The sequence below is a fragment of the Streptomyces mutabilis genome (genome assembly GCF_046628145.1).
GTDB classification, from domain to species: Bacteria; Actinomycetota; Actinomycetes; order Streptomycetales; family Streptomycetaceae; genus Streptomyces; species Streptomyces mutabilis.
This window is the reverse complement of sequence record NZ_CP176874.1, coordinates 6,533,474-6,558,398: the sequence shown is the minus strand read 5'-3', so window position 1 is coordinate 6,558,398 and position 24,925 is coordinate 6,533,474. Positions and strand designations below refer to the sequence as shown.

Genomic DNA, 24,925 nt, shown 5'->3' with positions numbered 1-24,925 from the left:
GCCGCGGGAACCGTGGCCCGGGTCAGGTGCCGACGTAGGCGGCGAGGTGTTCGCCGGTGAGGGTGGAACGGTCGGCGACGAGGTCGGCGGGCGTGCCCTCGAAGACGATCCGGCCGCCGTCGTGGCCGGCGCCGGGGCCGAGGTCGATGATCCAGTCGGCGTGCGCCATGACGGCCTGGTGGTGCTCGATGACGATGACCGACTTGCCGGCGTCGACCAGGCGGTCGAGCAGGCCGAGCAGTTGCTCGACGTCGGCGAGGTGCAGGCCGGTGGTGGGCTCGTCGAGGACGTACACGCCGCCCTTCTCGCCCATGTGCGTGGCCAGCTTCAGCCGCTGGCGCTCGCCGCCGGAGAGTGTGGTGAGCGGCTGGCCCAGGGTGAGGTAGCCGAGTCCCACGTCGGCGAGCCGCTGAAGGATCTTGTGAGCGGCCGGCGTGCGTGCCTCGCCGGCGCCGAAGAACTCCTCCGCCTGGGCCACCGACATCGCGAGCACCTCGCTGATGTCCCGGCCGCCGAACCGGTACTCCAGTACCGAGGGCTGGAACCGCTTGCCCTCGCAGTCCTCGCAGGGGCTGGCGACGCCGGCCATCATGGCCAGGTCCGTGTAGATGACGCCGGCGCCGTTGCAGGTGGGGCAGGCGCCCTCGGAGTTGGCGCTGAACAGGGCCGGCTTCACGCCGTTGGCCTTGGCGAAGGCCTTGCGGATCGGGTCGAGCAGTCCGGTGTACGTCGCCGGGTTGCTGCGCCGGGAGCCCTTGATGGGGCTCTGGTCGACGGCGACGACGTCCGCGCCGGCCGGGACCGAGCCGTGGATCAGCGAACTCTTGCCGGAGCCCGCCACGCCGGTGACGACGCAGAGTACGCCGAGCGGGATGTCGACGTCGACGTCCTGGAGGTTGTGCGTGTTCGCGCCGCGGATCTCCAGGGCGCCGGTGGGCTTGCGCACCGTCTCCTTGAGCGAGGACCGGTCGTCGAGGTGGCGTCCGGTGACGGTGCCGGCGGACCGCAGGTCCTCGACGGTGCCCTCGAAGCAGACGGTGCCGCCCGCCGTGCCCGCGCCGGGGCCGAGGTCGACGACGTGGTCGGCGATCGCGATCGCCTCCGGCTTGTGCTCGACGACGAGCACCGTGTTGCCCTTGTCCCGCAGGCGCAGCAGCAGGTCGTTCATCCGCTGGATGTCGTGCGGGTGCAGGCCGATGGTGGGCTCGTCGAAGACGTAGGTCGTGTCGGTGAGCGAGGAGCCGAGGTGGCGGATCATCTTGACGCGCTGCGCCTCGCCGCCCGACAGCGTGCCCGCCGGACGGTCCAGCGAGAGGTAGCCGAGGCCGATCTCCACGAACGAGTCCAGGGTGTCCCGCAGCGCGGTGAGCAGCGGCGCGACCGAGGGCTCGTCGAGGCCGCGGGCCCATTCGGCCAGGTCGCGGATCTCCATGGCGCAGGCGTCGGCGATGCTGATCTTGCCGATCCTGGACGACCTGGCACCCTCGCTGAGCCGGGTGCCGTCGCACTCGGGGCAGGTGGTGAAGGTGACGGCCCGCTCGACGAACGCCCGGATGTGCGGCTGCATCGACTCCTTGTCCTTGGACAGGAACGACTTCTGGATCTTCGGGATCAGGCCCTCGTAGGTGAGGTTGACGCCGTTGACCTTGACCTTGACCGGCTCGCCGTAGAGGAAGTCCCGCAGTTCCTTCTCGGTGTACTCGCGGATCGGCTTGTGCGGGTCGACGAAGCCGGACTGGGCGTAGACCTGCACGGTCCACTGGCTGTCCGACTTCCAGCCGGGGATGGTGAACGCGCCCTCGGCGAGCGACTTGGAGTCGTCGTAGAGCTGGGAGAGGTCGATGTCGGAGACCTTGCCCCGGCCCTCGCAGTTCGTGCACATGCCGCCGGTGCGCTCGTAGGTCGCCTTCACCGCCTTCTTGCTGCCGCGTTCGACGGTGATCGCGCCGCTGGCGCGGACGGAGGCGGTGTTGAAGGAGTACGCGCTGGGCGGGCCGATGTGCGGGTCGCCGAGCCGGCTGAAGAGGATGCGCAGCATCGCGTTGGCGTCGGTGGCGGTGCCGACGGTGGAGCGGGGGTCGGCGCCCATCCGCTGCTGGTCCACGATGATCGCGGTGGTCAGGCCGTCGAGGACGTCGACCTCGGGGCGGGCCAGGGTCGGCATGAAGCCCTGCACGAAGGCGCTGTAGGTCTCGTTGATCAGCCGCTGGGACTCGGCGGCGATGGTGTTGAACACCAGGGAGCTCTTGCCCGAACCGGAGACTCCGGTGAAGACGGTCAGCCGGCGCTTGGGGATCTCGATGCTGACGTCCTTGAGGTTGTTCTCGCGGGCGCCGTGCACACGGATCATGTCGTGGCTGTCGGCGGCATGGGGCGCGGCCGGCCGTGTGTCCGTCCTCTTGGCGCTGCTCATCGTCTCTCCATCCGTCGGGCGGGTCGGCAGGGCCACGCTAGACGGGGCGGGGCGAGCGGCGCTTCTCGATTACTGATCCGTCCGGCTGCGGATCCGGACGGCCCTTGTCACGGCTCCGCCCGGCCTGTCGCCTCGGCGTCGTCGGACGGCGGCGCGGTGCCCGGCAGCACCAGTTCCTCGTAGCGGCCCAGGGCCAGCACCACGCCGAGCATGAGGACCGGAATGCACACAGCGAGCAGCACCGCCATGATCCGTCCTTCCCGATGAAGGGTGGGCGTGGGGGGTGGTGGCGCGGGCCGGGTTCCCCGCCCAGGGCGGGCAAACCCGCCGTGCACGAGGGAGCACGCGCTGTGTCCGCAGGAATCGGAGTAGACCCATCCGGATGAATCCGTGTCGGCCTCAGGTGTCCGGGTACGCGGTCGGCACCCCCGAAGGACCTGGAGGGAGACATGCAGCGAGGCAGTGACCGGATGAGCGTCCACCGCGACGACGAGATGAAGCACGAACTGCAGGGTCTGCTCAGGTCCGGGCACCCCACCCGGACCGAGGAGTGGCACGACCCGGAACCGGCCGCAGAGGACGATCCCGATGTCACCCGCGGACCGGTGACCCCCGGTCGCGGACCGACGTATCTGGAGGCCCTCCGGCTCGAACTGGCCCGGAACCTGACCCGGGGCACCTTCCCCGCCGGCCCGCGGGAACTGACCCGGGCGCTGCGCCGCGGCAACGCACCGGACGCCCTCGTCGAGGGACTGGAACGACTGCCGCACAAGGCGCGCTACGACAACGTCCAGGAACTGGCGATGGCCCTGACCGAGAGCGGCGGGCCCGGATCCGCCGGTGCGCGGGGCGCGTAGGCGACGGGAGGGTGGCCCCCGTGGCCGAGTACGTGAGGGAGGTCATGACCCGGGGTGTGGCCGCCGTCCGTCCGGACTCCTCCGTCGTCGAGGCGGCGCAGCCCATGCGCACGCAGAACATCGGCGACATGGTGGTCGCGGACGGGCAGGACGTCGTGGGCCTGGTCACCGACCCCCACGACCCGGCCCCGGCGCTCGCCGACACCAGCCGTGCGGAACCGGATGCCCGGTCCGTACCGGGCAGGCCCCCGCTGACCGAATGACGCGTGCGCGCCGGGCCGCACGGGCCCGGCGCGCCGGGAAAGGAATCCGAACCACATGCGCATCGCATTTCTGACCGCTCCCGAGGGCGTGGAGCAGGTCGAGCTGACCGAACCGTGGCAGGCGGCGAAGGACGCGGGGCACGAACCCGTGCTGGTCTCCACCCAGTCCGGTGAGATCCAGGGCTTCGACCACCTCGACAAGGCGGACACGTTCCCGGTGGACGAGGTGGTGGGCGACACGTCGGCCGACTCGTTCGGCGGGCTGGTGCTGCCCGGCGGCGTGGCCAACCCGGACTTCCTGCGGATGGACGAGAAGGCCGTGGCGTTCGTCAAGGACTTCTTCGAGCAGGGCCGGCCGGTGGCCGCCATCTGCCACGCCCCGTGGACGCTCGTCGAGGCCGACGTCGTGCGCGGCCGGGTCGTGACCTCGTGGCCGAGCCTGCGGACCGATCTCCGCAACGCGGGCGCCACCTGGGTCGACGAACAGGTGAAGGTCTGCGACCACGGGAACAACGTCCTGATCACCAGCCGCAAGCCGGACGACCTCAAGGCGTTCTGCGAGACGTACCTCGCGGAGTTCGCCAAGGCGGGCGGCTGAGCGACCGGCCGTCGTACCGGGCGGGCCCGGCCCCGTGGTGCGCCCCGCGCGCGCCGCGGGGCCGGGCCCGCCGTCCCGACCCGCGGGAGGACACGTCGAGCCGTCCCGGCTCCGCGTACGGAGAGACGCCCCGCCGTCTCTCCATGAACAGGGAGAGCGCACGCCCGCCGCTCCCCGCCGGGCGCACCCTGCGGTCGTCCCGTCCTGCGCGGCCCGCGCGGGCCGCGTCCGTGCTCAGCCGCCGGGCGCCGCCGACCCCCCGCAGCCCCGTTCCCGGGCCCCCTCGCGGGTGCGGCCCGCGGCCACCGGGCGTCGCGGGTTGCGGCGCAGCCACTCGCCCTCCAACTGCGCCATGCGATCGTTGTGGGCCCGCAGCGCGTCGTTCGACCCGTAGAGCAGGGTGTCGTGGCGCGTGCGGTGGATGGTCTCCAGCTCCTTCATGAGCTGCTGGTCGTCCAGGCGACCCGGGTCCACTCCGGTCATCGTGTCGTCCCGCGTGTCGTGTTCGTTCATGCGGTCCGGGTACCCGCCCCCGCAGCACTACCACCCCCGAGCGGCACCCGGGAGGGAGCCACCATGGATCTCGCGTTTCTGCACCCCCTCTACGAGCATCAGGGGCCCTGGGCCTCCGTGTACGTCGATCTCTCCCGGCACACGGAGGACACCCCCCACGAGCGTGAGCTGACGGCCGCCGCGGTGGCCCGGGAGCTGGCGGAGCAGGGCGCGGACGACGCGACCTGCCGTGCCGTGCGGGAGGCGGTGGAGGAACTGCGCCACGCCACCGACCCGCACGGGCGGGCCCTGTTCGCGCGCGGCGGACAGGTGGTCCTCGACCCGCCGCTGGCCCGGCCCCCGTACGGCGGGACCACCGCCGACTGGGCACCGCTGCCGCACGTCGCGCCGCTGCTGGACCTGGCCGGCGAGGACCCGGTGTGCGTGGTGGCGTACATCGACCGCAAGGGCGCCGACTTCGAGCTGCGCAGCGCGCTGGGGAGCTCGGACGCGGGCGGCGTGACCGGCCGGCAGTGGCCGGTGCACCGCACGAGCAGCGTCGACTGGTCGGAGCGCCACTTCCAGCTGCGGGTGGAGAACACCTGGGAGCACAACGCGGCGGAGATCGCGGACGCGCTCGCCGTGTGCCAGGAGGAGACGCACGCCGACCTGCTGATCCTCGTGGGCGACGACCGGGAGCGGCGGTCCGTGCACGAGCGGCTGCCGAAGCGGCTCCAGGAGCGGATCGCCGAGGCCTCGCGCGGCGCCGGCAGCAGGCTGCTGGACGACGAGGTGGAGCAGCTGCGCGACGACCACGTGCGCTCGCGCGCCCAGGAGGACCTGGACCGGTTCCTGGCCGCCCGCACACCGGACGGCGAGGGCCGGGCAGGTGCGGCGGAGGGCGTGCCCGCGCTGGTGGAGGCCGCCCGGGAGCACCGCATCGACGAACTGCTGGTCATCCCGGACGCCCCCGACACCCACCGCGAGGTGTGGATCGGGGAGGACGCCGACCAGCTCGCGGTGCGGCGTACGGAGCTGAAGACGCTCGGCGAGCAGAACTCCTGGTCGGCCCGCGCGGACGACGCCCTGCTGCGCTCGGCGGTGATGACCGGCGCCCCCGCGATCTCGGTGACGCCGGCGCTGCCGTCGAAGGCGTCGGAGGACGCGCCGGTGGGCGGACTGGGTGCGCTGCTGCGCTGGAAATGACCTCCGCCCGCCGGCGCCCGGCCTCCGCGTGAGCGTCAGCGGGCCCGCTCCACCCGCCGTTCGTCCCAGACCGGCTCCGGCGTCTCGCGCACGCGCCCGTCGCTGCCGAAGACGAGGTACCGGTCGAAGGAGCGGGCGAACCAGCGGTCGTGGGTGACCGCGAGGACCGTGCCCTCGAAGCCCTCCAGGCCCTCCTGGAGGGCTTCGGCCGATTCCAGGTCGAGGTTGTCGGTCGGCTCGTCGAGCAGCAGTGCGGTGACGCCCTGGAGTTCCAGCAGGAGGATCTGGAAGCGGGCCTGCTGGCCGCCGGAGAGCCGGTCGAAGGTCTGCTCGGCCTGCTGGGTCAGTTCGTAGCGGCGCAGCCTGGACATGGCGGCGCCCCGGTCCTGGGAGTGCTCGGTCCACAGGATGTCCAGGAGGGTGCGGCCCAGCAGTTCGGGGTGGGCGTGGGTCTGCGCGAAGTGTCCGGGTACCACGCGCGCGCCGAGCTTCCAGTTCCCGGTGTGGGCCACCTCGTCCCCGGCGAGGAGGCGCAGGAAGTGCGACTTGCCGGAGCCGTTGGAGCCGAGGACGGCCACCCGTTCGCCGTAGAAGACCTCCAGGTCGAAGGGTTTCATCAGGCCGGTGAGTTCCAACTGCTCGCAGGTGACGGCGCGGACGCCGGTGCGGCCGCCCTTCAGGCGCATCCTGATGTCCTGCTCGCGCGGCGGCTCGGGCGGCGGGCCCGCCTCCTCGAACTTGCGCAGCCGGGTCTGCGCGGCGGCGTAGCGGGAGGCCATCTCGTGGCTCACCGCGGCGGCCTGACGCAGCGTCAGCACCAGCTTCTTCAGCTGCGCGTGCTTCTCGTCCCAGCGGCGGCGCAGTTCCTCGAAGCGGGCGAAGCGCTCGCGCCGGGCCTCGTGGAAGGTGGCGAAGCCGCCGCCGTGCACCCAGGCGTCGGCGCCCGCGGGGCCGGGCTCGACGGAGACGATCTTCTGGGCGGAGCGGGCGAGGAGTTCCCGGTCGTGGGAGACGAAGAGCACCGTCTTGCGGGTCTCCTTCAGCCGCTCCTCCAGCCAGCGCTTGCCGGGTACGTCGAGGTAGTTGTCCGGCTCGTCGAGCAGCAGCACCTCGTCGTTGCCGCGCAGCAGCGCCTCCAGGACGAGGCGTTTCTGCTCGCCGCCGGACAGGGTGCTCACCTGCCGCCACTGGGCCTTGTCGTACGGCACCCCGAGCGCGGCCGTGGTGCAGATGTCCCACAGCGTCTCGGCCTCGTAGCCCTGGGCCTCGGCCCAGTCGGCGAGGGCCTGCGCGTAGCGCATCTGGGCGGCCTCGTCGTCGACCGTCATGATCGCGTGCTCGGCGGCGTCGACGGCCCGGGCGGCCTCGCGGATACGGGGCGGCGCCACGGACACCAGCAGGTCCCGTACGGTCGTCTCGTCCCGGACGGAGCCGACGAACTGCCGCATCACCCCGAGTCCGCCGCCGACGGTGACGGTCCCGCCGTGCGGTTTCAGCTCCCCGGACAGCAGGCGCAGCAGGGTGGTCTTGCCCGCCCCATTGGGACCTACGAGGGCCACGACGGCCCCCTCCCCCACCCGGAAGGAGACGTCGCCGAGCAGCGCCCTCCCGTCGGGGAGGTAGTACTCCAGGTGCGCGGCTTCGAGGTGTCCCATGGGACCGGATTCTCCAGCTCCGGCCGTGCTCCGGGCAAACGCGTTTTCCCGGTGCCGTGACGCGGGACACCCCGACCGCAGGAAAAGCCGTCGGCAGGGTAGGTGGTGGGCATGAGCCCCGACGTAGACCTCACCGCCCCGACGCCCCGCCCGCATCCGTTCCGCAGCGGTTTCCTGCGGCTGGACCAGCGGGTGTTCGAGGCCGTCGCCGCCCGGACCTGGCCCGGCGCCGACCCCCTGCTTCCCCGGCTGAGCCGCAGCGCCAACCACGGCGTGCTGTGGTTCGGGGCGGCCGCCGCGCTGGCCGCCTCCCGCACCCCGAGGGCGCGTCGTGCCGCCGCCCGGGGGCTGGCCTCGCTGGGCCTGGCCTCCCTGACCATCAACACCCTCGGCAAGCGCTCGGTCCGCCGTCCCCGGCCGGTCCTCGACCCGGTGCCGCTGGTCCGGCAGCTGAAACGGCAGCCGATCACCACGTCCTTCCCGTCGGGGCACGCCGCCTCGGCCGCCGCGTTCGCGACCGGCGTCGCCCTGGAGTCCCCGGCGTGGGGTGCGGCGGTGGCTCCGGTGGCCGCCGCGGTCGTGCTCTCCCGCGTCTACACCGGCGTCCACTTCCCGAGCGACGTGCTGGCCGGCGCGGCGCTCGGGGCGGGCGCCGCGTTCGCCGTGCGGGGCATGGTGCCGACGCGCGCCCAGCACACCCCGCCGGCCCGGCCGCGCGCCGACGTACCGGCACTGCCCAACGGTGCGGGCCTGGTCATGGTGGCAAACGTCGGCTCGGGCACCTCCGACCGGGTGCGGGCGCTGTGCGACGCGCTGCCCGACGCGGAGGTGGTGGAGTGCGACCCCAAGGACATCCGGTCGGAACTGGAGCGGGCCGCGGGTCACGCCCGGGTGCTCGGCGTGTGCGGCGGTGACGGCACCGTGAACGCCGCCGCCGAGATCGCCCTGCGGCACGGGCTGCCGCTGGCCGTGCTGCCCGGCGGCACGCTCAACCACTTCGCCTACGACCTCGGTGTGGAGGACGTCCGGGATCTGTGCCGGGCGCTGGAGCGCGGTGAGGGCGTGCGGGTGGACGTGGGCCGGTTCGCCTCCGGCGGGCGGCGCGGGATCTTCCTGAACACCTTCAGCCTGGGTGTGTACCCCGAGTTGGTCAGCGAGCGGGAGCGCTGGTCGCCGCGGATCGGCGGCTGGCCGGCCGGGGTGCTGGCGGCGGTGCGGGTGCTGCGTGCCGACCGGCACCCGCTGGAGGCGGAGGTGCGGGGCCGCCGGCGTCCGCTGTGGATGCTGTTCGCGGGCAACGGCACGTACCACCGCAGGGGCATCGCCTCCGGGCGCCGCCTCGACCTGGCGGACGGGCAGCTGGACGTACGGGTGGTGCACGGTGGCCGCCGGCCCGCCCTGCGGCTGCTGTCCGCGGCGCTCGCGGGTCCGCTGACGCGCTCCCCCGCACACGCGGCGGTGCAGGTTCACCGGCTGCGGCTGTCCGGCGTCGCGCCCGGGACGTTGATGGCGTACGACGGCGAACTGACCGAGACGGAGGGCGATCTGACGCTGGAGAAGCTGCCCGAGGCGCTCACGGTGTACCGCCCGCTGCCCGGCGACGGGTTCTTCTCCTGATGCTCCGTCAGACCACACTGTGATACGGGCGTCTCACAATCCGGCAGGCGGGCGTACGGTGACCACACCGTCGGGAGAGCCGGAAGAGGGACCCAGCATGCCGAAGCCGCAGGAGACCGCCGTCTACACGCACGGGCACCACGAGTCCGTGCTGCGCTCGCACACCTGGCGCACCGCCGCCAATTCCGCGGCGTATCTGCTCGGGTCGCTCAAGCCCCACATGAAGATCCTGGACGTCGGCTGCGGCCCGGGCACCATCACCGCGGACCTGGCCGAACTGGTTCCGGACGGGCACGTCACCGGCGTCGACCGGGCCCCGGAGATCGTGGAGCGGGCCCGGGCCACGGCAGCCGGGCGCGGGCTCGCCAACACCGAGTTCGCCGTCGCGGACGTGCACGCGCTGGACTACCCGGACGACACGTTCTGCGTCGTCCACGCCCACCAGGTGCTCCAGCACGTGGGCGACCCGGTGCGGGCCCTGCGCGAGATGCGCAGGGTCGCGAAGCCGAACGGGATCGTCGCCGTGCGCGACTCCGACTACGCCGCCATGACCTGGTACCCCGCCTCCCCGGGCATGGACGACTGGCTGGACCTGTACCGTCGGGTGGCCCGCGCCAACGGCGGCGAGCCGGACGCGGGACGGCGGCTGAAGGCCTGGGCCCTCGAAGCGGGGTTCACGGACATCACGGCGACCTCCGCCACCTGGACCTTCTCCACCCCCGACGAGCGGGAGTGGTGGAGCGGTCTGTGGGCGGACCGCACCCTGGCGTCGGCGTACGCGGAACGGGCCACCGGGGGCGGCCACGCGACGACGGAGCGGCTGCGGGCCGTGTCGGCGGCCTGGCGGGAATGGGGAGAGCGGCCGGACGGCTGGTTCAGCGTCCTGCACGGAGAAATTCTGTGCCGAAAGGAAGCCCGACCCACGTCTGATCGGTGAATTCCGGGAAACCAGTACGACAGGAGGTTCAACGTTATGGTTCCGCTTCTGCTCGTACTGCTTCTCGCAATCGTTCTTTTCGGCGCCGGATTCGCCGTGAAGATTCTCTGGTGGATTGCCTTGGCAGTCCTGGTCCTGTGGTTGGTGGGCTTCCTGGCCCGCGGGACGACGGCCGGCGGCGGAAGGGGCCGCTGGTACAGGTGGTGAACGACGGGTGACGAAGCCGCTGCCCCGGGAGTCCGACTCCCGGGGCAGCGGCCTTCCCGGCTCCGGGAGGCTCATTCCCGGGGCAGCAGCGGTCCCAGCGGCCCGAGGTCCAGGTTCAGGTCCTCGGGCCGCAGGCCGTAGCGGTCGCGCAGTTCGGTCATGCGGTCGTCGAGGAGCATCAGGGTCAGTCCGATCCGCTCCTCCTGCTCCTCGCTCAGGTCGCCCTCGTCGACGCGGCGCAACGCCTGGCGCTCCATGAGCTGGCGCAGCAGCTCGACGACGGTCAGCACCAGCTTGATCAGGTCGCGCTCGACGGTGTCGGGCTCCAGGTCGAGACGCTTGCGGGGTTCGGTCACGTCTATCAGTCTCCGAACGGCGACGGGACATTGCGGTTGACCGAGCTGATCAGCGCGTTGAGGTCGATGCGCACCAGATCGACGTCCGCGATGCGCAGGGTGACGTCGCCGGTGATGACGACGCCACCGGCCAGCAGCCGGTCGAGGAGGTCCACGAGGGCGATCTCGCGGCGTTCGACGACGGTCATGATCCCTCCCTCGTTCCTTCCTCACCGGCGAATGAATACGCCGCCCACGGCCCGGTGAGTTCCACCCGAATTCCGGGGGCGTCGTCCTTGGTCCGGTCCACCATTTCCACGAATTCCTCGGACACGTCGCGCCGCACCAAATAGGCGGCGTTGAGGACGTTCCGTCCGGCGGCACCGGAAAGGCTGGGATTCTGCGGCGCGTGCAGGCGGGCGTCGTCGGCCCGCGAGGACAGCGTCTCGTGCAGGCGGTTCGCGAACTCCTCGGCCCTGCTCCACAGGTCGTCGCTCGCCCGCGTCTGCCGGCGCCGCTGCCGAAGGTAGTCCCGGCCCGAGGCGGGCTTCGGGGCGGGCTCGGCCTGCCCGGCGGCCTGGTCGGAGCCCGCCTCGACATAGATCTTGACGCCCCATTCCACGCGCCCTTCCAGCCGGTCGAGCGTGCGCCGGAAGGATTCCTCGCGCTCCTCCATCATCACGCGCACGCCGCTGTCGTCCCGGAAGACGGTGGCCAGCCGGAGCGGCAGCGGGGTGGTGACGGCGGTGAGCGCGTCGATGACCTGCTGGTGGGCACGGGCGGTCCCGGCGAGCCAGTCCAGGTCCTCCAGGTGGGCGCGCAGCGCCTCCTCGCCGAAGTCGGCCTCCGGCACGTGGCTGACGACGGCGACCAGGCCGCTGTGGGCCAGCAGCCGGGGCGGGTCGCCCGCCACCCCGGTCAGCTGGGACTGGAGAGCCGCGTCGAAAGGGCGGCAGACGGCGTAGACGTACCGCAGTCCGGTCACGATGTCTCCCTCGGTACCCGGCCCGGGTCCAGCTCGCGCAGGCGTTCGCGCAGGGCGGCGTTCTCCCGGGTCAGCTCGTCGTGCCGGGCGCGGGAGGAGAGCGCGGGGTCGCTCTCCCACCAGTCGATGCCCATTTCCTTGGCCTTGTCGACGGAGGCGACGACGAGCCGCAGCTTGATGGTGAGCAGCTCTATGTCGAGCAGGTTGATCCGGATGTCGCCCGCGATCACGACTCCCTTGTCGAGGACCCGCTCCAGGATGTCGGCGAGGTTGGCGCTCTGTCCCTGGCCATAGGGATCGGGCAGCCGGCTGGGTGTGGTCATCGACGGCTCCCGCGGTCGGCGTCCTCGTGCTCGTCGCGCTCGTCGCGCTCGTCGCGCTCGTCGCGCTCGTCACGGGACGCGTACTCGTCCTCTCCGGCTTCCTTGTCCTCCTCCTCGTACTCGTCCTCAGGTACTTCCTCTTCCTCGTCCTCGGGTTCTTCCTCGTCCTCGTCCTCGGGTGCTTCCTCGTCCTCGTACTCGGCCTCGGGGTACTCGCTCTCGGGCTCTTCCCCGTACTCGCCCTCGGGTTCCTCGTCGTAGCCGGCCTCGTCCTCCGCCTCGGGGTGCTCCTCTCCTTCCTGTGCCTGCTGTTCCTCCTCCGCGAGGGCGTCCTCGTGGCTGCGGACGACCTCGCCGTCGCGGATCTCGCCGCGCCAGCCGTCGTCGGCCTCGCCCTTGAGGGTGATGTGGCGGACGTAGTTCTTGAGGTCGAGACGGGCCCGGCGTCCCTGGGCGCGCCAGATGTTGCCGGTCTTCTCGAAGAGGCCCTTGGGGTAGTACTCGATGACGAGGATCACGCGGGTGAGGTTGTCGGCGAGCTTGTGGAAGCTGACGACGCCCTTGGTGGTGCCCTTGGCGCCCTCCGACGTCCAGGAGATCCGGTCGTCGGGGACCTGCTCGGTGGTCTTCGCCTTCCAGCTGCGGTTGGACCAGAAGACCTTCAGCTGCCAGTCCGAGGACGTGTCGTCGGCGCGGTTCGCGCTCTTGACACCCTTGGCGAATGTGCTGAAGTCCTGGTACTGGGTCCACTGGTCGTAGGCGGTGCGCAGCGGCACGCCGACGTCGACGTACTCGATGATGACCGTCGGCTTCTGACCGCCGCCGCCCTTCTTCCGGCCCTTGCCGCCGCCGAGGTTCTTGAAGGCGCCGACCACGTTGTCCTTCACCTTGCCGGCCCCGACCTCGAACGCGGCCCGCACCGGGCTCTTGCCCTCGGCGAGCTTGCGTCCGCCGTCCAGGGCGAGCTTGGCGAAGCCGGGGCTGTTTCCCTCGGCGATGTCGTTGAGCTTGCCGGTGGTCTCGCCGAGCTTGGTGCCGACGCCGGTCAGCAGCCGCGTGGCCTGGGCGGCGAGGTAGTCCTGCACCTCCGCCTTGAGGCGGTCGGCCGCCTCGCTCCGCGCCACGTCGGCGAGGGGGTTCTTCTTCGCGGCCTTGCCCGCCGTGGAGGCCGCGGAACCGAGGGTGTCGGTCATCGCTCACCACCGCCCTTCGACTGCCGGCCGGTGGCACCGCGGGCGGCGCCCCTGGCTCCCGCGGCCTTCTTGCCGGCCGCCTTCTTGGCGGGCTGGGCCCGCTTCGTGGCCGCCTTCTTGGCGGGGGCCTTGGCGGCGGCCTTCTTCGCCGGTGCCTTCTTGGCCGCCTTCCGCGCCTGGGGCGGAGCCTTCTTCGCGGCTCGCTCGCTCCGCCCCTCGTGCTCGTCGGGCTCCTCGTCGTGGCGTTCGCCGCGAGGCTCGTCGTCGTGGCGCTCGTCGCCGCGACCGCCCTCGTCCGCGTCCTCCTCGTACTCGTCGTACTCCTCGTACGGCTCCGAGTCCTCCGAGTCCTCGGAGTCGCGCGAGTCATCGGTCCCCACGCCCGGCGCGCGGGACGCCACGCCGGAGAGCTGGTCGCGGACCTGTGCCGTGCGCCCGTGCAGACGGTCGGCGAGCGCGTCGATCTGCCGCTCGACCAGCGCGCCCGAGGCCGCCTTGCCGACGCCCTGAAGGTCCGTGCGCAGCTGGTCCCCGATCTCCTTGAACTGGGGGTTGTTCTGCAGCTGCGAGTTGACCAGCTCCGCTATGCCCTTCGGCGTCAGGTTCAGCTTCTTGCCGGCCACCATGGTGCCCACGGCGACCGCTAGTTTCAGTTTCTTCGTGCGTCCCAGCAGATATCCGGCCCCTACTGCGAGGCCCAGTCCGACTCGGTTCATGGTGCCGTCCCGTTGCCCAATCCCGCGCTCGTGCGCGAAGCGATCTCCAGCCGGTCCAGAAGCCCGTCCTCCTGTCGGTCGAACTCCTCCTCGGTGATCTCACCGGCCTCAAGCTGCTCCTCCAGGCGGGCCAGTTCGGCTCGGACCGTGGCGGGGTCGTAGTAGATCCGCTCGGCCTCGTTCAGCACCTGTCTGATGGCCCAGGCGCTGCCGCGCACCGGGGCGAACGGCAGCAGCAGGACCTCGGAGATCAGTCCCACGTCCTCACTCCGTTCCGGCGTCCATACCGCCGGCCGCCGTGCCCGCGGGCTCGGCCGGGCCGGGCTCGACGAAGCTGTACGGCGGCAGCGGTCCGTTCACCCGCACCTCCAGGTGCGGCATGTCCCTGCGGGCCCGCTCCACGGCGGCCAGGAACTCCTCGGCCGACTCCCGGTTCACCAGGAACGACACGTTGGCCAGCCAGCCGGTGGACTCGGGGCCCGCGCTCACGGCGTCTGCGGCCGGCTCCAGGGCCCGTTCCAGCGTGGTGGCGTCCTGCGCCTCCTTGTCCTTCACCGCGGCCGCGACCATCTCACCGAGCTGGATCTTGTTCTCGTAGCTCCCGCCGCCCTGCTGCCGGTTGGCCTCGGCGAGGGCCCGGATCTCCGGGTTCTCGGCCATCACGTGGTGCAGGACCGCCTCCTCCACGTGATTGGCCTTGATGTTGTACTCCACCCGGCCGTCCAGCGCGCCGAGGCGTTCCCGGTAGTGCTCCGCCCGCTCGGCGAGCACCGAGGTGACCGCGTCGTCGTCCGGGGCGATGCTGCCGAAGCGCATGGGCAGCACGCAGCCGGCCGCTCCCACCTCGCTCAGGACGTTCTGGTGGGCGAGCAGCTCCCGGCGCTTGGGGCGCAGCCCCTCGGGCGCGTCGCTCACCACTGCGGCCAGCTCGCCCGCCTTCAGGACGCGCACCCGGCCCGGCGGGTCGCCGACGCCGGTCAGGCCCTCGGGAAGCGAGGGGTGCGAGACGGCGGTGATGCCGTAGACGTACGTACTCACTCCTGCTCCTCCTTCCGGCGCGAGGGCGCGGCCTTGCGGGCCCTGGGACGGGACGCGGTCTCGCGCTCGGAGCCGCTCTCGTCACGGGCCTGCTTGAACGCGTCGGAAATGGTCTCGGCGGCGCCGGACAGCGCCCCCTTGGACTTGCCGCGGGCGCCGGACTCGGTCATCTCCCCGACCAGGTCGGGCAGGCCGGGGTCCTTGCGCGGCCCGGCCTCCAGGTCGAGCCGGTTGCACGCCTCGGCGAAGCGCAGATAGGTGTCGACGCTGGCGACGACGACGCGGACGTCGATCTTCAGGATCTCGATGCCGACCAGGGAGACGCGCACGAATGCGTCGATGACGAGCCCCCTGTCCAGAACAAGCTCAAGCACGTCGTAAAGGCCGCTGCTGCCGCCTCCGCCGCCGGTCTGTTGTGCCGGTACGACAGTCATGCCAGCTGTTCCTCCATCTTGTCTGTGGGTGTCTGCTTGTCTGTGGGTGTGTGTACGGGTGTGTGGGTGTGTACGGGTGTAGGTGTGTGTACGGGTGTGGGTGCGGTCGGGCCGGCCGGCCGGTCTAACGGCCGCCGCGCGAGTCGGCCCGGCCACGCTCGTAACGCCGGACGCGTCGGTAGCCCATGAGCTGCCCCTCGGAGTCGAGCTCCACCTGATAGCTCGCCATCAGGCTCATCGTGTCCGGCACGCGCTCGAGCTCGAGCACCTCGACCTCCAGCGACCAGCCCTCCTCCGTCTGCTCGAAGGACGACACGGTCTCCGCCGTCATGCCGGTGAGGTCCGCGAGTTGGGCGCGCGCCTCACGCAGCACCTCCATCGGCCGGGGCCGACGCGACTCCTGCGAATCCTGCGAGTCTTGTGACTTCTGTGACTTCTGTGCTTTGTGTGAGCCCTGTGAGTTCTGTGAACTCTGTTGTGTGCCTTGTGATTCGGACGTGTTGTTCGTGTTCGACATGGCCACCTCCCCCTCCGTGTGGCCGCAAGAGTGTTCGCCAAACCTCCACCGGCGCAGGCATGTGCCCCGCACCCGATCCCGCACCGCGCCGGGGCCGGGTGCGGGGCCGGCTCAGCCGCGCAGGGCGTCCAGGCGCCGCCGGGCGGGACCCAGGCTCCGGGAGCGGCCGGTGATTTCGGCCCAGGGCCGGGTACGCGCCTGGTCGACGGCGTCCGCGATCGTCCAGCGGCGGGCGTGCAGCGCGGGGTCGTCCAACTGGTCCCAGGAGAAGGGGGTGGCGACGGGAGCGCCGGGCAGGGCCCGCACGGTGAAGGGGGCGACCGCGGTCTGCGCGTAGGCGTTGCGCTGGATGTCGAGGTAGAGCCGGTCGCCCCGGTCCTTCTTGCGGGCGGCGGTGGTGAGACGGTCGGGACGTTCCGCGGCCAGCACCTCGGCGACGTCCCGGGCGAACTCCCGAACGTCGTCGAAGTCCTGACGACCGTTCAGTGGCACGACCACGTGGAGTCCCCGGGACCCGGTGGTCATGAGCGCCGAGGGCAGCTCCAGCTCGTCGAGCAGTTCGCCCAGCAGCCCGGCCGCCTCCCGGACCGCCGGGAAGTCGTCGCCGGCCGGGTCGAGGTCGAAGACCATGCGGTCCGGCCGGTCCACGTCCCCGACCCGGGACAGCCAGCGGTGCAGGGTGAGGGCGGCCTGGTCGGCGAGGTAGAGGAGGGTGGCGGTGTCGTCGCAGACGGTGTGGCGGACGGTGCCGCCCTCCTTGCCCACTTCCACGCGGCCGATCCAGTCCGGATAGTGCTCCGGGGTGTTCTTCTGCATGAAGCGGGGGCCTTCCACACCGTCCGGGTGCCGCTCCAGCATCAGCGGACGGCCCCGCAGGTGCGGCAGCATGAAGGGGGCGACGGCACGGTAGTAGTCGACGAGGTCGGCCTTGGTGTACTCCTCCGCGCCGCCCTCGCCCCCGGGGAACAGCACCTTGTCCGGCCGGTGCACCTCCACCGTGCGCCGCCCGGCCCGGACGGTCCGTACGGCGTCCCGGCTCACCGGACGATCGCCTGCTCCACGAGCATCCGGCCGGCCGCCTCGATGGACTCGGCGTCGATCCCGGCGGCGTGCAGTTCCTCGGCCGGGCTCGCGGAGCCGGGCATCGTCTCGACGGCGAGCCGGACCAGGCGGGGCACGGGCCGCCCGTCGGCGAACGCGTCGAGGACCGCGTCCCCGATGCCGCCCTCCCTGCGGTGGTCCTCCACGGTCAGCAGGCAGCCGGTCTCCTCGGCGGCCCGGCGCAGGGTGGCCCGGTCGACGGGCTTGACCGAGTACAGGTCGATCACCCGGATCCGGATGCCGTCCTGCTCCAGTGCGTCGGCCGCGGCGAGCGCCTCGTGCACGGTGACGCCGGCCGCGACGACGGTGAGCCGGTCGCGGTCGGAGGAGCGCAGGACCTTGCTGCCGCCGACGGGGAACTCCTCGTCGGGGCCGTAAATGACCTTGCTGCCGCCGCGCGAGGTGCGCAGGTAGCGGATGCCCTCCAGGCCGGCCATCTCGGCGACGAGCCGGGCGGTCTGGTTGGCGTCGCACGGGTACAGCACGGTCGAGCCGTGGATGGCCCGCATCATCGCGATGTCCTCCAGGCCCATCTGGCTGGGCCCGTCCTGGCCGATCGCGACGCCCGCGTGGGAGCCGACCAGATTGATGCCGGAGCCGCTGACGGACGCCATGCGCACGAAGTCGTAGGCACGGGTCAGGAAGGCCGCGAAGGACGTGGCGAAGGGCACCCAGCCCCGCGCCGCCATCCCGACCGCGGCGGCGACCATCTGCTGCTCGGCGATGTAGCACTCGAAGTAGCGCTCGGGGTGCTCCTTGGCGAAGAACTCGGCGCGCGTGGAGTCGCCGACCTCGCCGTCGAGGGCCACGACGTCGCCGCGGGCGGTGCCGAGCGCGGCGAGCGCCTCGCCGAAGGCGTTGCGGGTGGCGACCTCGTCGTCCTTGTCGTAGCGGGGCAGCTCGATCTCCCCGGTGCCGGCGGAGTGCAGTGCCCGCGCCGCCGGGGGCTCCTGCACCCGGACGCGGAGGTCGCGCGGGCCGCCCAGCTCGGCGATGGCCTCCTCCGCCTCCGGCAGCGGTTTGCCGTGCTGGCCCTCGCGGTCCTCGACGGCCTCGACGCCCTTGCCCTTGAGGGTGCGGGCGATGACGGCCGTGGGCTGGCCCTTGGTGGACAAGGCCTCGCCGTACGCGCGGTCGATGGCGTCCACGTCGTGGCCGTCGATCTCGACGGTGTGCCAGCCGAAGGCCCGGAAGCGGCGCGCGTACGCGTCGAGGTCGTGTCCGTGCCGGGTCGGACCGCGCTGTCCGAGGCGGTTGACGTCGACGATCACGGTGAGGTTGTCGAGCTGCTCGTACCCGGCGTGCTCCGCGGCCTCCCACACCGACCCTTCGGCCATCTCACTGTCGCCGCACAGCACCCACACTCGGTAGTCGGTGCGGTCCAGCCGCTTGCCGGACAGCGCGATACCCACGCCTACGGGCAACCCCTGGCCGAGCGAGCCGGTGGCCGTCTCGACCCACGGCAGCCGCTGCGGGGTGGGGTGCCCCTCCAGGCGGCTGCCGAGCTTGCGGAAGGTGAGCAGTTCCTCGTCGTCGATGGCGCCGGCCGCCTTGTAGGCGGAGTAGAGGAGGGGCGACGCGTGTCCCTTGGACAGGACGAAGCGGTCGTTGCCGGGGTGGGCGGGGCGTTCGAAGTCGTAGCGGAGGTGGTTGGCGAGGAGTACGGCCATCAGGTCCGCGGCGGACATCGAGGACGTCGGGTGCCCCGAGCCCGCGGCGGCGGACGCCCGCACGCTGTCGACGCGCAGTTGCTGTCCGAGGTCGACGAGTTCACCGGTGTTCATGAGTCTCCTTCCGCGGCGCGGCCGTCGGTTCGCTTGACGGGGCCGGGGGCGATGTCGGGTCCGGGAGGCGGCTGGTTCGCCGGGGGTTCGGGTCCCGGGTCGGCGGGCGGGCGGGCGGAGCGGCTCGGTGCGGGCGCGCCGGGGGCCCGGGCTCCGGGTGGCCTGGAGGATTTGGGCATGGCGGACGGCTTGGGCGTGGTGGGCGTGGTGGAGGGCTTGGTCGCCCTGGGTGGCTCGGAGGTCTTGCGGGGCTTGCCCGGCGCGCGGTCCGGACGGGACTCGGCCGCCTCGGCGGGGCGGCGCTGCCGACCGGAACCACCAGCGGCGGACTGCGCCTCGCCGGGCTGCTTCTCGGCGGGCTGGTTCTTCGGGGGCTGGTGCTTCGCCGGCTCACCGCCCGGTTGTCCCTTGGCGGGCTCACGGCCCGGCTGGTTCTTCGCGGGCTCACGACCTGGCTGATTCTTCGCGGGCTCACGGCCCGGCTGATTCGCGGCGGGCTCACCCTGCCGCCCCCGCGCGGGCCCACCACCCGGCCGGTGTGCCCCGGCCTCTGCCCCTGCCCCGGATCGCCCCGCGGCCGAGTCGCCGCCGGACCGTGCCCCGGCGGGGGCGCCGTCTGCCGGTCCGCCGGCCGCGTCGTTGTCCGGCCGTCCCGGCACCCTGGCCACCTCCGGCGACGCCGACTCCAGGGGCACGGACCAGGACCGTACGAGACCCAGCTGGACGGCCTGCCGGGGCAGCACCGCGTCGAGCAGCCAGTCCGCGGCCACCCGCACGCGATTGCCCGGCATCGCCGCCAGGTGGTAGCCCCGGGTGACCGCGCCCGCCGCCGGGCCGGACATCGGCACCCCCAGCGGGTTGGCGGCGGCCTTGGCGCCGCCCAGATCCACGACGAACCCCATGTCCCGGTGCCGGTAGGCCCGCCGCTCACCGCCGACGCCGAGCGACGCGGCGACGTTCTGGGCGCAGACCTTGCCGTGCCGCCAGGCGTGCTGCGCGGTCATCGGCGTGTACTGGCCGGGCCGGTTCAGGTCGGGCACGGCGGCCACGTCACCGCACGCGAACAGCTCGGGCCGCCCCGGCACCTGGAGGTGCGGGTCGACGAGCAGCCGACCGCGTTCCATGGGCAGCCCCAGGGACTCCACCAGCGGGTCGGGCCGCACGCCCACGCACCACACCAGCGTCCGGGTGTCCACGGTCGTACCGTCGGTCAGCAGGACCCCGTCGTGCGTGGCCTCCTTCACGGAGGTCCCCATCCGCACGTCGACGCCCCGCTGCCGCAGCACCCGCTCAGCGGTGCGGGAGAGCCGTTCGTCCATCTCGGGCAGCACCCGTTCCGCCACGTCCAGCAGCATCCAGCGGGGCCGCATGCCGGTGCGCATCGGATGCCTGCGGACCTGGGCGTCGGTGTACATCTGGCCGTGCGCGGCGACCTCGGTGCCGGTGTATCCGGCGCCGACCACGACGAAGGTGCACCGGGCCGCGCACTCCGCGCGGTCACCGGCCGCCGCCGCCAACTCCACCTGCCGGGTCACGTGGTCGCGCAGGTACAGCGCCTCCGGCAGCCCGCGGAAGCCGTGCGCGTGCTCGGCCACGCCGGGGATGGGCAGCAGCTTGTTGACGCTGCCCGCGGCGAGCACCAGCCGGTCGTAGCGCAGGGTGCCCTCGCCGCCCTCCGGGTCCGTGTAGTGCACGGTGCGCCCGTCGAGGTCGATGCCGTCGGCCTCACCGAGCACCAGCCGGACGCGGGGCAGGGTGCCCGACAGGGACACGCTGACCCGGCGCGGTTCCAGGATTCCGGCGGCGACCTGCGGCAGCAGGGGCAGGTAGAGGAAGTAGTCGGTCGGGTTGAGCAGGGTGATGTCGGCCTGGTGCCGGGTGAGCCGGGACAGGGTGCGGGCCGTCCGGTACCCGGCGAAGCCGGCACCGACGATCACGATGCGGGGTCGGCTCACGGTTCGCCTCCGGGCTGTCGCGTACCTCGGGAGCCTTCCGCGTCCCCTTGACCAGGGCGCCCAAACGTCCGGCGGGCGGCCGCCGCCCCCGGTTTCCCCCCGTACGCCCGGGTACTCGCCCCCGGACCCGCCCGCCCCATGTTCCGGAGGCAACCCCCCATGCCCGAGTACGGCTATTTCCTCTCCTGCGAGCAGTACGGTCCCGCGGAGCTGATCGAACAGGCGCGGATGGCCGAGCAGGCCGGTTTCCAGGCGCTGTGGATCTCGGACCACTACCACCCGTGGAACGGCGAGCAGGGGCAGAGCCCGTTCGTGTGGTCGGTGATCGGCGCGCTGTCCGACGCGGTGTCCCTGCCCGTCGAGACGGCCGTGACCTGCCCGACCGTGCGCATCCACCCGGCGGTGGTGGCGCAGGCCGCGGCGACCAGTGCGGTGATGACGGACGGCCGCTTCCGGCTCGGCGTCGGCACCGGGGAGGCGCTCAACGAGCACATCCTCGGCGACGCCTGGCCGGCCGCGCACGTACGCCTGGAGATGCTGGAGGAGGCCATCCTCATCATGCGCCGGCTGTTCACCGGCGAGGAGGTCAACCACCACGGCACGCACTACACGGTCGAGAACGCCCGCCTCTACACCGTCCCGGACGAGCCCGTCCCGATCGACATCTCCGGCTTCGGCCCGGCGGCGACCAAGCTGGCGTCCCGGGTGGGCGACGGCTACATCACGATGATGCCGGACAGCTCGATGGTGGAGCAGTACCGCAAGGGCGGGGGCGGCGGGAAGCTGGTCAGCGGCGGCACCAAGGTCTGCTACGACACCGACCGGGACGAGGCGGTACGGACCGTGCACCGGCTGTGGGCCAACGAACTGCTGCCGGGCGAGCTGGGCCAGGTGCTGCCCTCGCCGAAGCACTTCGAGCAGGCGCAGACCCTGGTCACCGAGGACATGGTCCGCGACAGCCGGGTCTGCGGCGACGCCGCGGACGAACACGTCGCGGAACTCAGGCGGTTCGCCGACGCCGGTTTCGACCGGGTCTACGTCAACCAGATCGGTCCCGACCTGCGCGGCTTCTTCGACTTCTACCGCACCAAGGTGCTGCCGCAGTTGCAGCAGAGCGCCTGACCCGCGCACACAGGACGGCACCCCCCGAACCGCGTTCGGGGGGTGCCGTCCTGTCAGGTGCCGCTACCGGTCAGCCGCGGCGGTGCGGAGCCTCGGGGTCGATGTCGTCCCGGCGCGGCGCCACGGGCCCGGTGGCACCCGGTGCGGGCGTGCCCGCCCCCGGGGCGCCGGTCGCGCCGCCGGCACCGCCGGGCGCGACCGGCGGCATCGGCGGGTACGGCACGCCCAGCCCGTTCGGCGGCGCGCTCGGCGCGTCACCACCGCGTGCGTGGTCGTGTCCCGGGCGGTGGGCGGACCCCGGCCGGGCCGCACCGCGCAGCAGGTACGCCGCGACGCCCAGGAGGGCGGCCGTGATCAGCGCGGCGGCCCAGTCCGGCAGGCCGACGGCGAGGGCCAGGCCCACGGTGAGCGCGAGGGCCGCCCCGGCGTACAGGGCGGCGGCACCGGACGCGGCGTACAGCGTGGCCTTGCGGCGCTGCTTCCGCGTCTGCTGACGCAGCTCGTCGCGCACGGTCTCGCGTGCCACCTGCGCCAGTTCGTCGACCAGATGCTTGTCCAGGTGTTCCAAGTGATCCATGCGGTCCATGCGTTGCGGGTACCCTCGGGCCCGGCATCCATGGGCGGGACGGTGGACCCGGCCACTCCGCTCCCAACTAGGCTCGTCGGCATGGACATTCTGGGAGCCACACTGCGCATCTATGTCGACGACCTGGAGAAGGCGATCCCCTTCTACGAAGGCCTGGCCGGCGGCCAGGCGCTCCGCTTCGAACGCGGCGGCGTCCAAGTCGCCGCGGTCGGCTGCTTCCTGCTGATGAGCGGACCCGAGTCCCAGCTCGAGGTACTGCGCAAGGTGACCGCGACGATCGCCGTGACGGACGTCGAGGAGACCCATCGTGTCCTCAGCTCGCTGGGTGCGGACATCATCGCGGGGCCGGTTCCGACGCCCGCGGGCCGCAATCTGATCGCCCGCCACCCGGATGGCGTGATCTACGAGTACGTGGACCGGCGGGCGTAGCGCCGGGCCGGGCGGGGCTCAATCCCCGTCCGGCCGCATCCTGAAGTCGTGCCGGGCCGGGAGCGGTTCGTCGGCGAGCCGGGCCCACAGCCGGCCTATGATCTCATCGCCCTCCCGCAGGTCGGCCACCTCGAAGCCCTCGTCGAAGACGGCCCGTGCCTCCGCACGCCGGCCCTCGGCGGCCAGCAGCGCCGCCTCGGCCAGCCGGAACCGGCCACGGGCCCGGACGGAGGGGGCCAGCCGCTCCCACACGGCCCGGGCGTCCGCCGTGCGCCCCACCGCGAGCAGCGCCCCGATCGCCTCGCCGCCGAGGGCCGCCGTGGCGGCCGTCCACGAGGTCTCGCCGCCGGAACCGGGCAGAGCCTCCCGAGCGCCCGCCTCGCCCCCACCGGACGCGTCGGACGTGCCGGACGCGCATGGGGAGCCTTCCGCCCCGTCCCGCACCCGTGCGCACAGGTCGTCGAAGGCCTCCGCGTACCGGTCGGCGGCCCGCTCGTGATGGCCGTCCTCCTGGTCGGCGACGGCGAGGCAGCGCAGCAGCGGCCAACGGGCGGCGGCGTTCTTCAGGCCCCGCTCCCAGCTGCGCACCGCCTGTGCCCGGTCGCCTTCGTGCCACTGGGCGACACCGAGGTGGTACTCGGCGACGGGTGTGGCGGCAGTGGTCTCCAGCATGTCCCGCCAGGGCCGGGCGACCAGCGTGCCCCCGGGCGGTGCGCCGGGGTCCGGCTCGGGCAGCGACCCGGCGTGCAGGAGGTGCAGCCAGGGCCGCTGCTCGTCACCGAGGGTGGCCTCCTCGAAGGGGGTGCCGGGCAGCTTCCAGCCCGCGCGGAGCACTTCGAGGGCGCCCCAGCCCGATCCGGTGGCCAGGCGCTCGCCGGGCTCCGCGTCCGCGTGGGGGCGCCAGGCCTCGTACGCCGCGTCCACGCCGGTGCGCGGGAGGACCGCCTCCAGCCGGTCCTCGGCTCCGCGCAGTACGGTGTGCCACTCCCCTTCCGGGTCCGCGTCGAGCGGCCCGTACGCCTCCAGCCAGGACACCTCGCTCTCCGCCTCCAGCTTGACGTGCTCCAGCTGGGTGCGGGCGAGCCCGGCCTGGATCTCGCAGTAGCCGCCGGTGCCGGGTTCGGTGAGCCACTCCTGCCAGCGCCGCCCGCCCGGTCCCGTGCCCCACACGAACAGCTTCCGGCCGCGCAGCACGTCCGTCGACGTCTGCACCAGCCCGTGCCCGTGTTCGTCGAGCGCGGCGATCCAGCGCCGCCGGCCGTCCGGCACCTCGTAGAACCAGTCGGCGGCGTACGCGCTGTTGCGCGGGTACGTCCGGTCGGCTCCGTCGTAGGTGGGGACGGGGACGCGGCGCAGCCGCCGCTCGTAGCCGAAGAGCCAGGCCTCGTCGGCGGGCGCGAGGACACGGCGGTCCTCCGGGACGGCGATGTTGGACCACCAGTACGTGGGCACGGGGCGCTCGTGCGGGTTGCGGACGCGGACGCCGACGTGCAGGAAGTCCGAGTCCCGCGGGAGCCACAGGTCGACCTGGAAGGGCAGGTCGCGCAGCCGCTCCCACTCCCACAGGCGCAGCATCTCCCCGCCGTCGGGGGCGGGGACGCGGGCGGCGTGCACGGGCGAGCAGGACAGGGTGGTGTGTCCGGTGGCGCCGATGTTCCACTCGATGCCGCCGGAGAACCAGGCGCCGTTGAGGGCGAAGTTGGCGGGCTGGAGGACCGGGTTGACGTAGAGCAGTTCGCGGTCGGTCGGCTTGTGGAAGAGGGAGGTGACGCGGCCGCCCAGGGCGGGCAGGACGGTGGCCCGCAGCCGGTCGTTCTCGATGACCAGGGTGTCGAACTCGCGAGGTTCGCGCACCCGCCCGTAGCCGTCCCGGACGGGCGCGGGCAGCAGGCTGCGCAGTGGTTCGTAGCCGACCTGGCGGGCCATGTCGCGGGGCAGGCCGGCCCGGTCGCGTTCGTCGATGCGGTGGGCCTCGTCCAGGGGGCGCAGCGGCGGCAGGGGGTTGTCCGGTCCCAGCGGGGCGGCGGGCAGCGTCAGTACCTCACGTCGGATCGTCGTCACGCTTCCCCATGGAAGCCGCTCCCGGGCCCGCTGAACAGGGCGCCCACCGATATTCGATGGGCCTCGGTCCGGGGTCGACGTACAGTCGGGCGGTCGGCGGA

Annotated in this window: 28 protein-coding genes; 9 read left to right on the top strand and 19 right to left on the bottom strand. The window is 72.6% G+C overall.

Annotation, left to right across the window (positions count from 1 at the left end; all coding sequences use genetic code 11):
• Positions 1-22 precede the first annotated feature (22 nt).
• Together ACLIN4_RS29390 and ACLIN4_RS29385 are read right to left on the bottom strand one after the other, a co-directional pair.
• Positions 23-2,413, bottom strand: coding sequence for an excinuclease ABC subunit UvrA (locus tag ACLIN4_RS29390; RefSeq protein ID WP_289907527.1), 2,391 nt, complete (start codon positions 2,411-2,413; stop codon positions 23-25).
• Positions 2,414-2,520: 107 nt separating this feature from the next.
• Positions 2,521-2,661 carry a hypothetical protein gene (locus ACLIN4_RS29385; protein ID WP_179342767.1) on the bottom strand — a complete coding sequence of 47 codons (141 nt, stop codon included), beginning with the start codon at positions 2,659-2,661 and terminating at the stop codon, positions 2,521-2,523.
• A gap of 201 nt (positions 2,662-2,862) precedes the next feature.
• On the opposite strand from ACLIN4_RS29385, the gene ACLIN4_RS29380 reads away from it, so the two are divergent.
• From ACLIN4_RS29380 to ACLIN4_RS29370, 3 genes are read left to right on the top strand one after another with little or no spacing between them, the layout of a single operon-like run.
• Positions 2,863-3,270: a DUF2795 domain-containing protein gene (locus ACLIN4_RS29380; RefSeq protein WP_100045213.1), complete on the top strand. Its 408-nt coding sequence runs from the start codon at positions 2,863-2,865 to the stop codon at positions 3,268-3,270.
• Between the two features lie 20 nt (positions 3,271-3,290).
• A complete protein-coding gene (locus ACLIN4_RS29375) occupies positions 3,291-3,533 on the top strand; it encodes a CBS domain-containing protein (RefSeq protein ID WP_381911464.1) in 243 nt (80 codons plus the stop codon).
• Positions 3,534-3,588: 55 nt separating this feature from the next.
• Positions 3,589-4,131, top strand: a complete 543-nt coding sequence (locus tag ACLIN4_RS29370) for a type 1 glutamine amidotransferase domain-containing protein (protein ID WP_100045211.1) — start codon at positions 3,589-3,591, stop codon at positions 4,129-4,131.
• A 234-nt stretch (positions 4,132-4,365) separates the two neighbouring features.
• On the opposite strand, the gene ACLIN4_RS29365 is transcribed toward ACLIN4_RS29370, so the two are convergent.
• Entirely contained in the window at positions 4,366-4,644 is a 279-nt protein-coding gene (locus ACLIN4_RS29365; RefSeq protein ID WP_100045210.1) for a DUF6158 family protein, read from the bottom strand.
• Positions 4,645-4,707: 63 nt separating this feature from the next.
• Here ACLIN4_RS29365 and ACLIN4_RS29360 point away from each other — a divergent pair, with 63 nt between their 5' ends.
• A complete protein-coding gene (locus ACLIN4_RS29360; protein WP_107479226.1) occupies positions 4,708-5,829 on the top strand; it encodes a Vms1/Ankzf1 family peptidyl-tRNA hydrolase in 1,122 nt (373 codons plus the stop codon).
• A 35-nt stretch (positions 5,830-5,864) separates the two neighbouring features.
• On the opposite strand, the gene ACLIN4_RS29355 is transcribed toward ACLIN4_RS29360, so the two are convergent.
• Complete coding sequence (locus tag ACLIN4_RS29355; RefSeq protein WP_107479227.1) at positions 5,865-7,484, bottom strand: ABC-F family ATP-binding cassette domain-containing protein; 1,620 nt, start codon at positions 7,482-7,484, stop codon at positions 5,865-5,867.
• 111 nt (positions 7,485-7,595) lie between these two features.
• Here ACLIN4_RS29355 and ACLIN4_RS29350 point away from each other — a divergent pair, with 111 nt between their 5' ends.
• From ACLIN4_RS29350 to ACLIN4_RS29340, 3 genes are all read left to right on the top strand, one after another.
• Positions 7,596-9,101: a bifunctional phosphatase PAP2/diacylglycerol kinase family protein gene (locus ACLIN4_RS29350; protein WP_382024434.1), complete on the top strand. Its 1,506-nt coding sequence runs from the start codon at positions 7,596-7,598 to the stop codon at positions 9,099-9,101.
• 97 nt (positions 9,102-9,198) lie between these two features.
• Entirely contained in the window at positions 9,199-10,038 is an 840-nt protein-coding gene (locus ACLIN4_RS29345; protein ID WP_107479228.1) for a class I SAM-dependent methyltransferase, read from the top strand.
• A 36-nt stretch (positions 10,039-10,074) separates the two neighbouring features.
• Complete coding sequence (locus tag ACLIN4_RS29340; RefSeq protein ID WP_019328661.1) at positions 10,075-10,245, top strand: hypothetical protein; 171 nt, start codon at positions 10,075-10,077, stop codon at positions 10,243-10,245.
• A 71-nt stretch (positions 10,246-10,316) separates the two neighbouring features.
• On the opposite strand, the gene ACLIN4_RS29335 is transcribed toward ACLIN4_RS29340, so the two are convergent.
• The 13 genes from ACLIN4_RS29335 to ACLIN4_RS29275 form a co-directional block, all read right to left on the bottom strand.
• Positions 10,317-10,601 (bottom strand): gas vesicle protein K, encoded by a 285-nt coding sequence (locus tag ACLIN4_RS29335; protein ID WP_257003004.1) that lies wholly within the window; start codon positions 10,599-10,601, stop codon positions 10,317-10,319.
• 5 nt (positions 10,602-10,606) lie between these two features.
• The gene (locus ACLIN4_RS29330; protein ID WP_003972471.1) at positions 10,607-10,789 is read right to left on the bottom strand and encodes a gas vesicle protein; all 183 of its coding nucleotides are present in this window, start codon (positions 10,787-10,789) and stop codon (positions 10,607-10,609) included.
• Positions 10,786-11,565 (bottom strand): GvpL/GvpF family gas vesicle protein, encoded by a 780-nt coding sequence (locus ACLIN4_RS29325; RefSeq protein WP_107479229.1) that lies wholly within the window; start codon positions 11,563-11,565, stop codon positions 10,786-10,788. Before ACLIN4_RS29325 ends, ACLIN4_RS29330 begins: the two co-directional genes overlap by 4 nt.
• Positions 11,562-11,888, bottom strand: a complete 327-nt coding sequence (locus tag ACLIN4_RS29320; RefSeq protein ID WP_100045204.1) for a gas vesicle protein — start codon at positions 11,886-11,888, stop codon at positions 11,562-11,564. The genes ACLIN4_RS29325 and ACLIN4_RS29320 overlap by 4 nt, the downstream gene beginning before the upstream one ends.
• Positions 11,885-13,081: an SRPBCC family protein gene (locus ACLIN4_RS29315; protein ID WP_411576402.1), complete on the bottom strand. Its 1,197-nt coding sequence runs from the start codon at positions 13,079-13,081 to the stop codon at positions 11,885-11,887. The genes ACLIN4_RS29320 and ACLIN4_RS29315 overlap by 4 nt, the downstream gene beginning before the upstream one ends.
• Complete coding sequence (locus ACLIN4_RS29310) at positions 13,078-13,797, bottom strand: DNA primase (protein ID WP_100045202.1); 720 nt, start codon at positions 13,795-13,797, stop codon at positions 13,078-13,080. The genes ACLIN4_RS29315 and ACLIN4_RS29310 overlap by 4 nt, the downstream gene beginning before the upstream one ends.
• Positions 13,794-14,057, bottom strand: coding sequence for a gas vesicle protein GvpG (locus ACLIN4_RS29305; protein WP_073730587.1), 264 nt, complete (start codon positions 14,055-14,057; stop codon positions 13,794-13,796). Before ACLIN4_RS29305 ends, ACLIN4_RS29310 begins: the two co-directional genes overlap by 4 nt.
• Before the next feature lie 4 nt (positions 14,058-14,061).
• Positions 14,062-14,835, bottom strand: coding sequence for a GvpL/GvpF family gas vesicle protein (locus ACLIN4_RS29300; protein ID WP_100045201.1), 774 nt, complete (start codon positions 14,833-14,835; stop codon positions 14,062-14,064).
• Positions 14,832-15,269 carry a gas vesicle structural protein GvpA gene (locus ACLIN4_RS29295; RefSeq protein ID WP_100045200.1) on the bottom strand — a complete coding sequence of 146 codons (438 nt, stop codon included), beginning with the start codon at positions 15,267-15,269 and terminating at the stop codon, positions 14,832-14,834. Before ACLIN4_RS29295 ends, ACLIN4_RS29300 begins: the two co-directional genes overlap by 4 nt.
• A gap of 124 nt (positions 15,270-15,393) precedes the next feature.
• The gene (locus tag ACLIN4_RS29290) at positions 15,394-15,786 is read right to left on the bottom strand and encodes a gas vesicle protein (RefSeq protein ID WP_289907514.1); all 393 of its coding nucleotides are present in this window, start codon (positions 15,784-15,786) and stop codon (positions 15,394-15,396) included.
• 111 nt (positions 15,787-15,897) lie between these two features.
• On the bottom strand, positions 15,898-16,827 hold the full coding sequence (gene ligD / locus ACLIN4_RS29285; protein WP_289907513.1) for a non-homologous end-joining DNA ligase: 930 nt from the start codon (positions 16,825-16,827) through the stop codon (positions 15,898-15,900).
• On the bottom strand, positions 16,824-18,671 hold the full coding sequence (locus tag ACLIN4_RS29280; RefSeq protein WP_289907512.1) for a transketolase: 1,848 nt from the start codon (positions 18,669-18,671) through the stop codon (positions 16,824-16,826). The genes ligD and ACLIN4_RS29280 overlap by 4 nt, the downstream gene beginning before the upstream one ends.
• Positions 18,668-20,626 (bottom strand): FAD-dependent oxidoreductase, encoded by a 1,959-nt coding sequence (locus tag ACLIN4_RS29275; protein WP_411576401.1) that lies wholly within the window; start codon positions 20,624-20,626, stop codon positions 18,668-18,670. Before ACLIN4_RS29275 ends, ACLIN4_RS29280 begins: the two co-directional genes overlap by 4 nt.
• A 159-nt stretch (positions 20,627-20,785) precedes the next feature.
• Here ACLIN4_RS29275 and ACLIN4_RS29270 point away from each other — a divergent pair, with 159 nt between their 5' ends.
• Positions 20,786-21,748, top strand: coding sequence for an LLM class F420-dependent oxidoreductase (locus ACLIN4_RS29270; RefSeq protein WP_289907508.1), 963 nt, complete (start codon positions 20,786-20,788; stop codon positions 21,746-21,748).
• Between the two features lie 70 nt (positions 21,749-21,818).
• Here the strand turns inward: ACLIN4_RS29270 and ACLIN4_RS29265 are convergent, their stop codons facing one another.
• Positions 21,819-22,334, bottom strand: a complete 516-nt coding sequence (locus ACLIN4_RS29265; RefSeq protein ID WP_289907506.1) for a phage holin family protein — start codon at positions 22,332-22,334, stop codon at positions 21,819-21,821.
• Between the two features lie 81 nt (positions 22,335-22,415).
• On the opposite strand from ACLIN4_RS29265, the gene ACLIN4_RS29260 reads away from it, so the two are divergent.
• Positions 22,416-22,763: a VOC family protein gene (locus ACLIN4_RS29260; RefSeq protein WP_100045515.1), complete on the top strand. Its 348-nt coding sequence runs from the start codon at positions 22,416-22,418 to the stop codon at positions 22,761-22,763.
• A gap of 18 nt (positions 22,764-22,781) precedes the next feature.
• On the opposite strand, the gene ACLIN4_RS29255 is transcribed toward ACLIN4_RS29260, so the two are convergent.
• A complete protein-coding gene (locus tag ACLIN4_RS29255; protein WP_289907503.1) occupies positions 22,782-24,824 on the bottom strand; it encodes a DUF5107 domain-containing protein in 2,043 nt (680 codons plus the stop codon).
• Positions 24,825-24,925 lie beyond the last annotated feature (101 nt).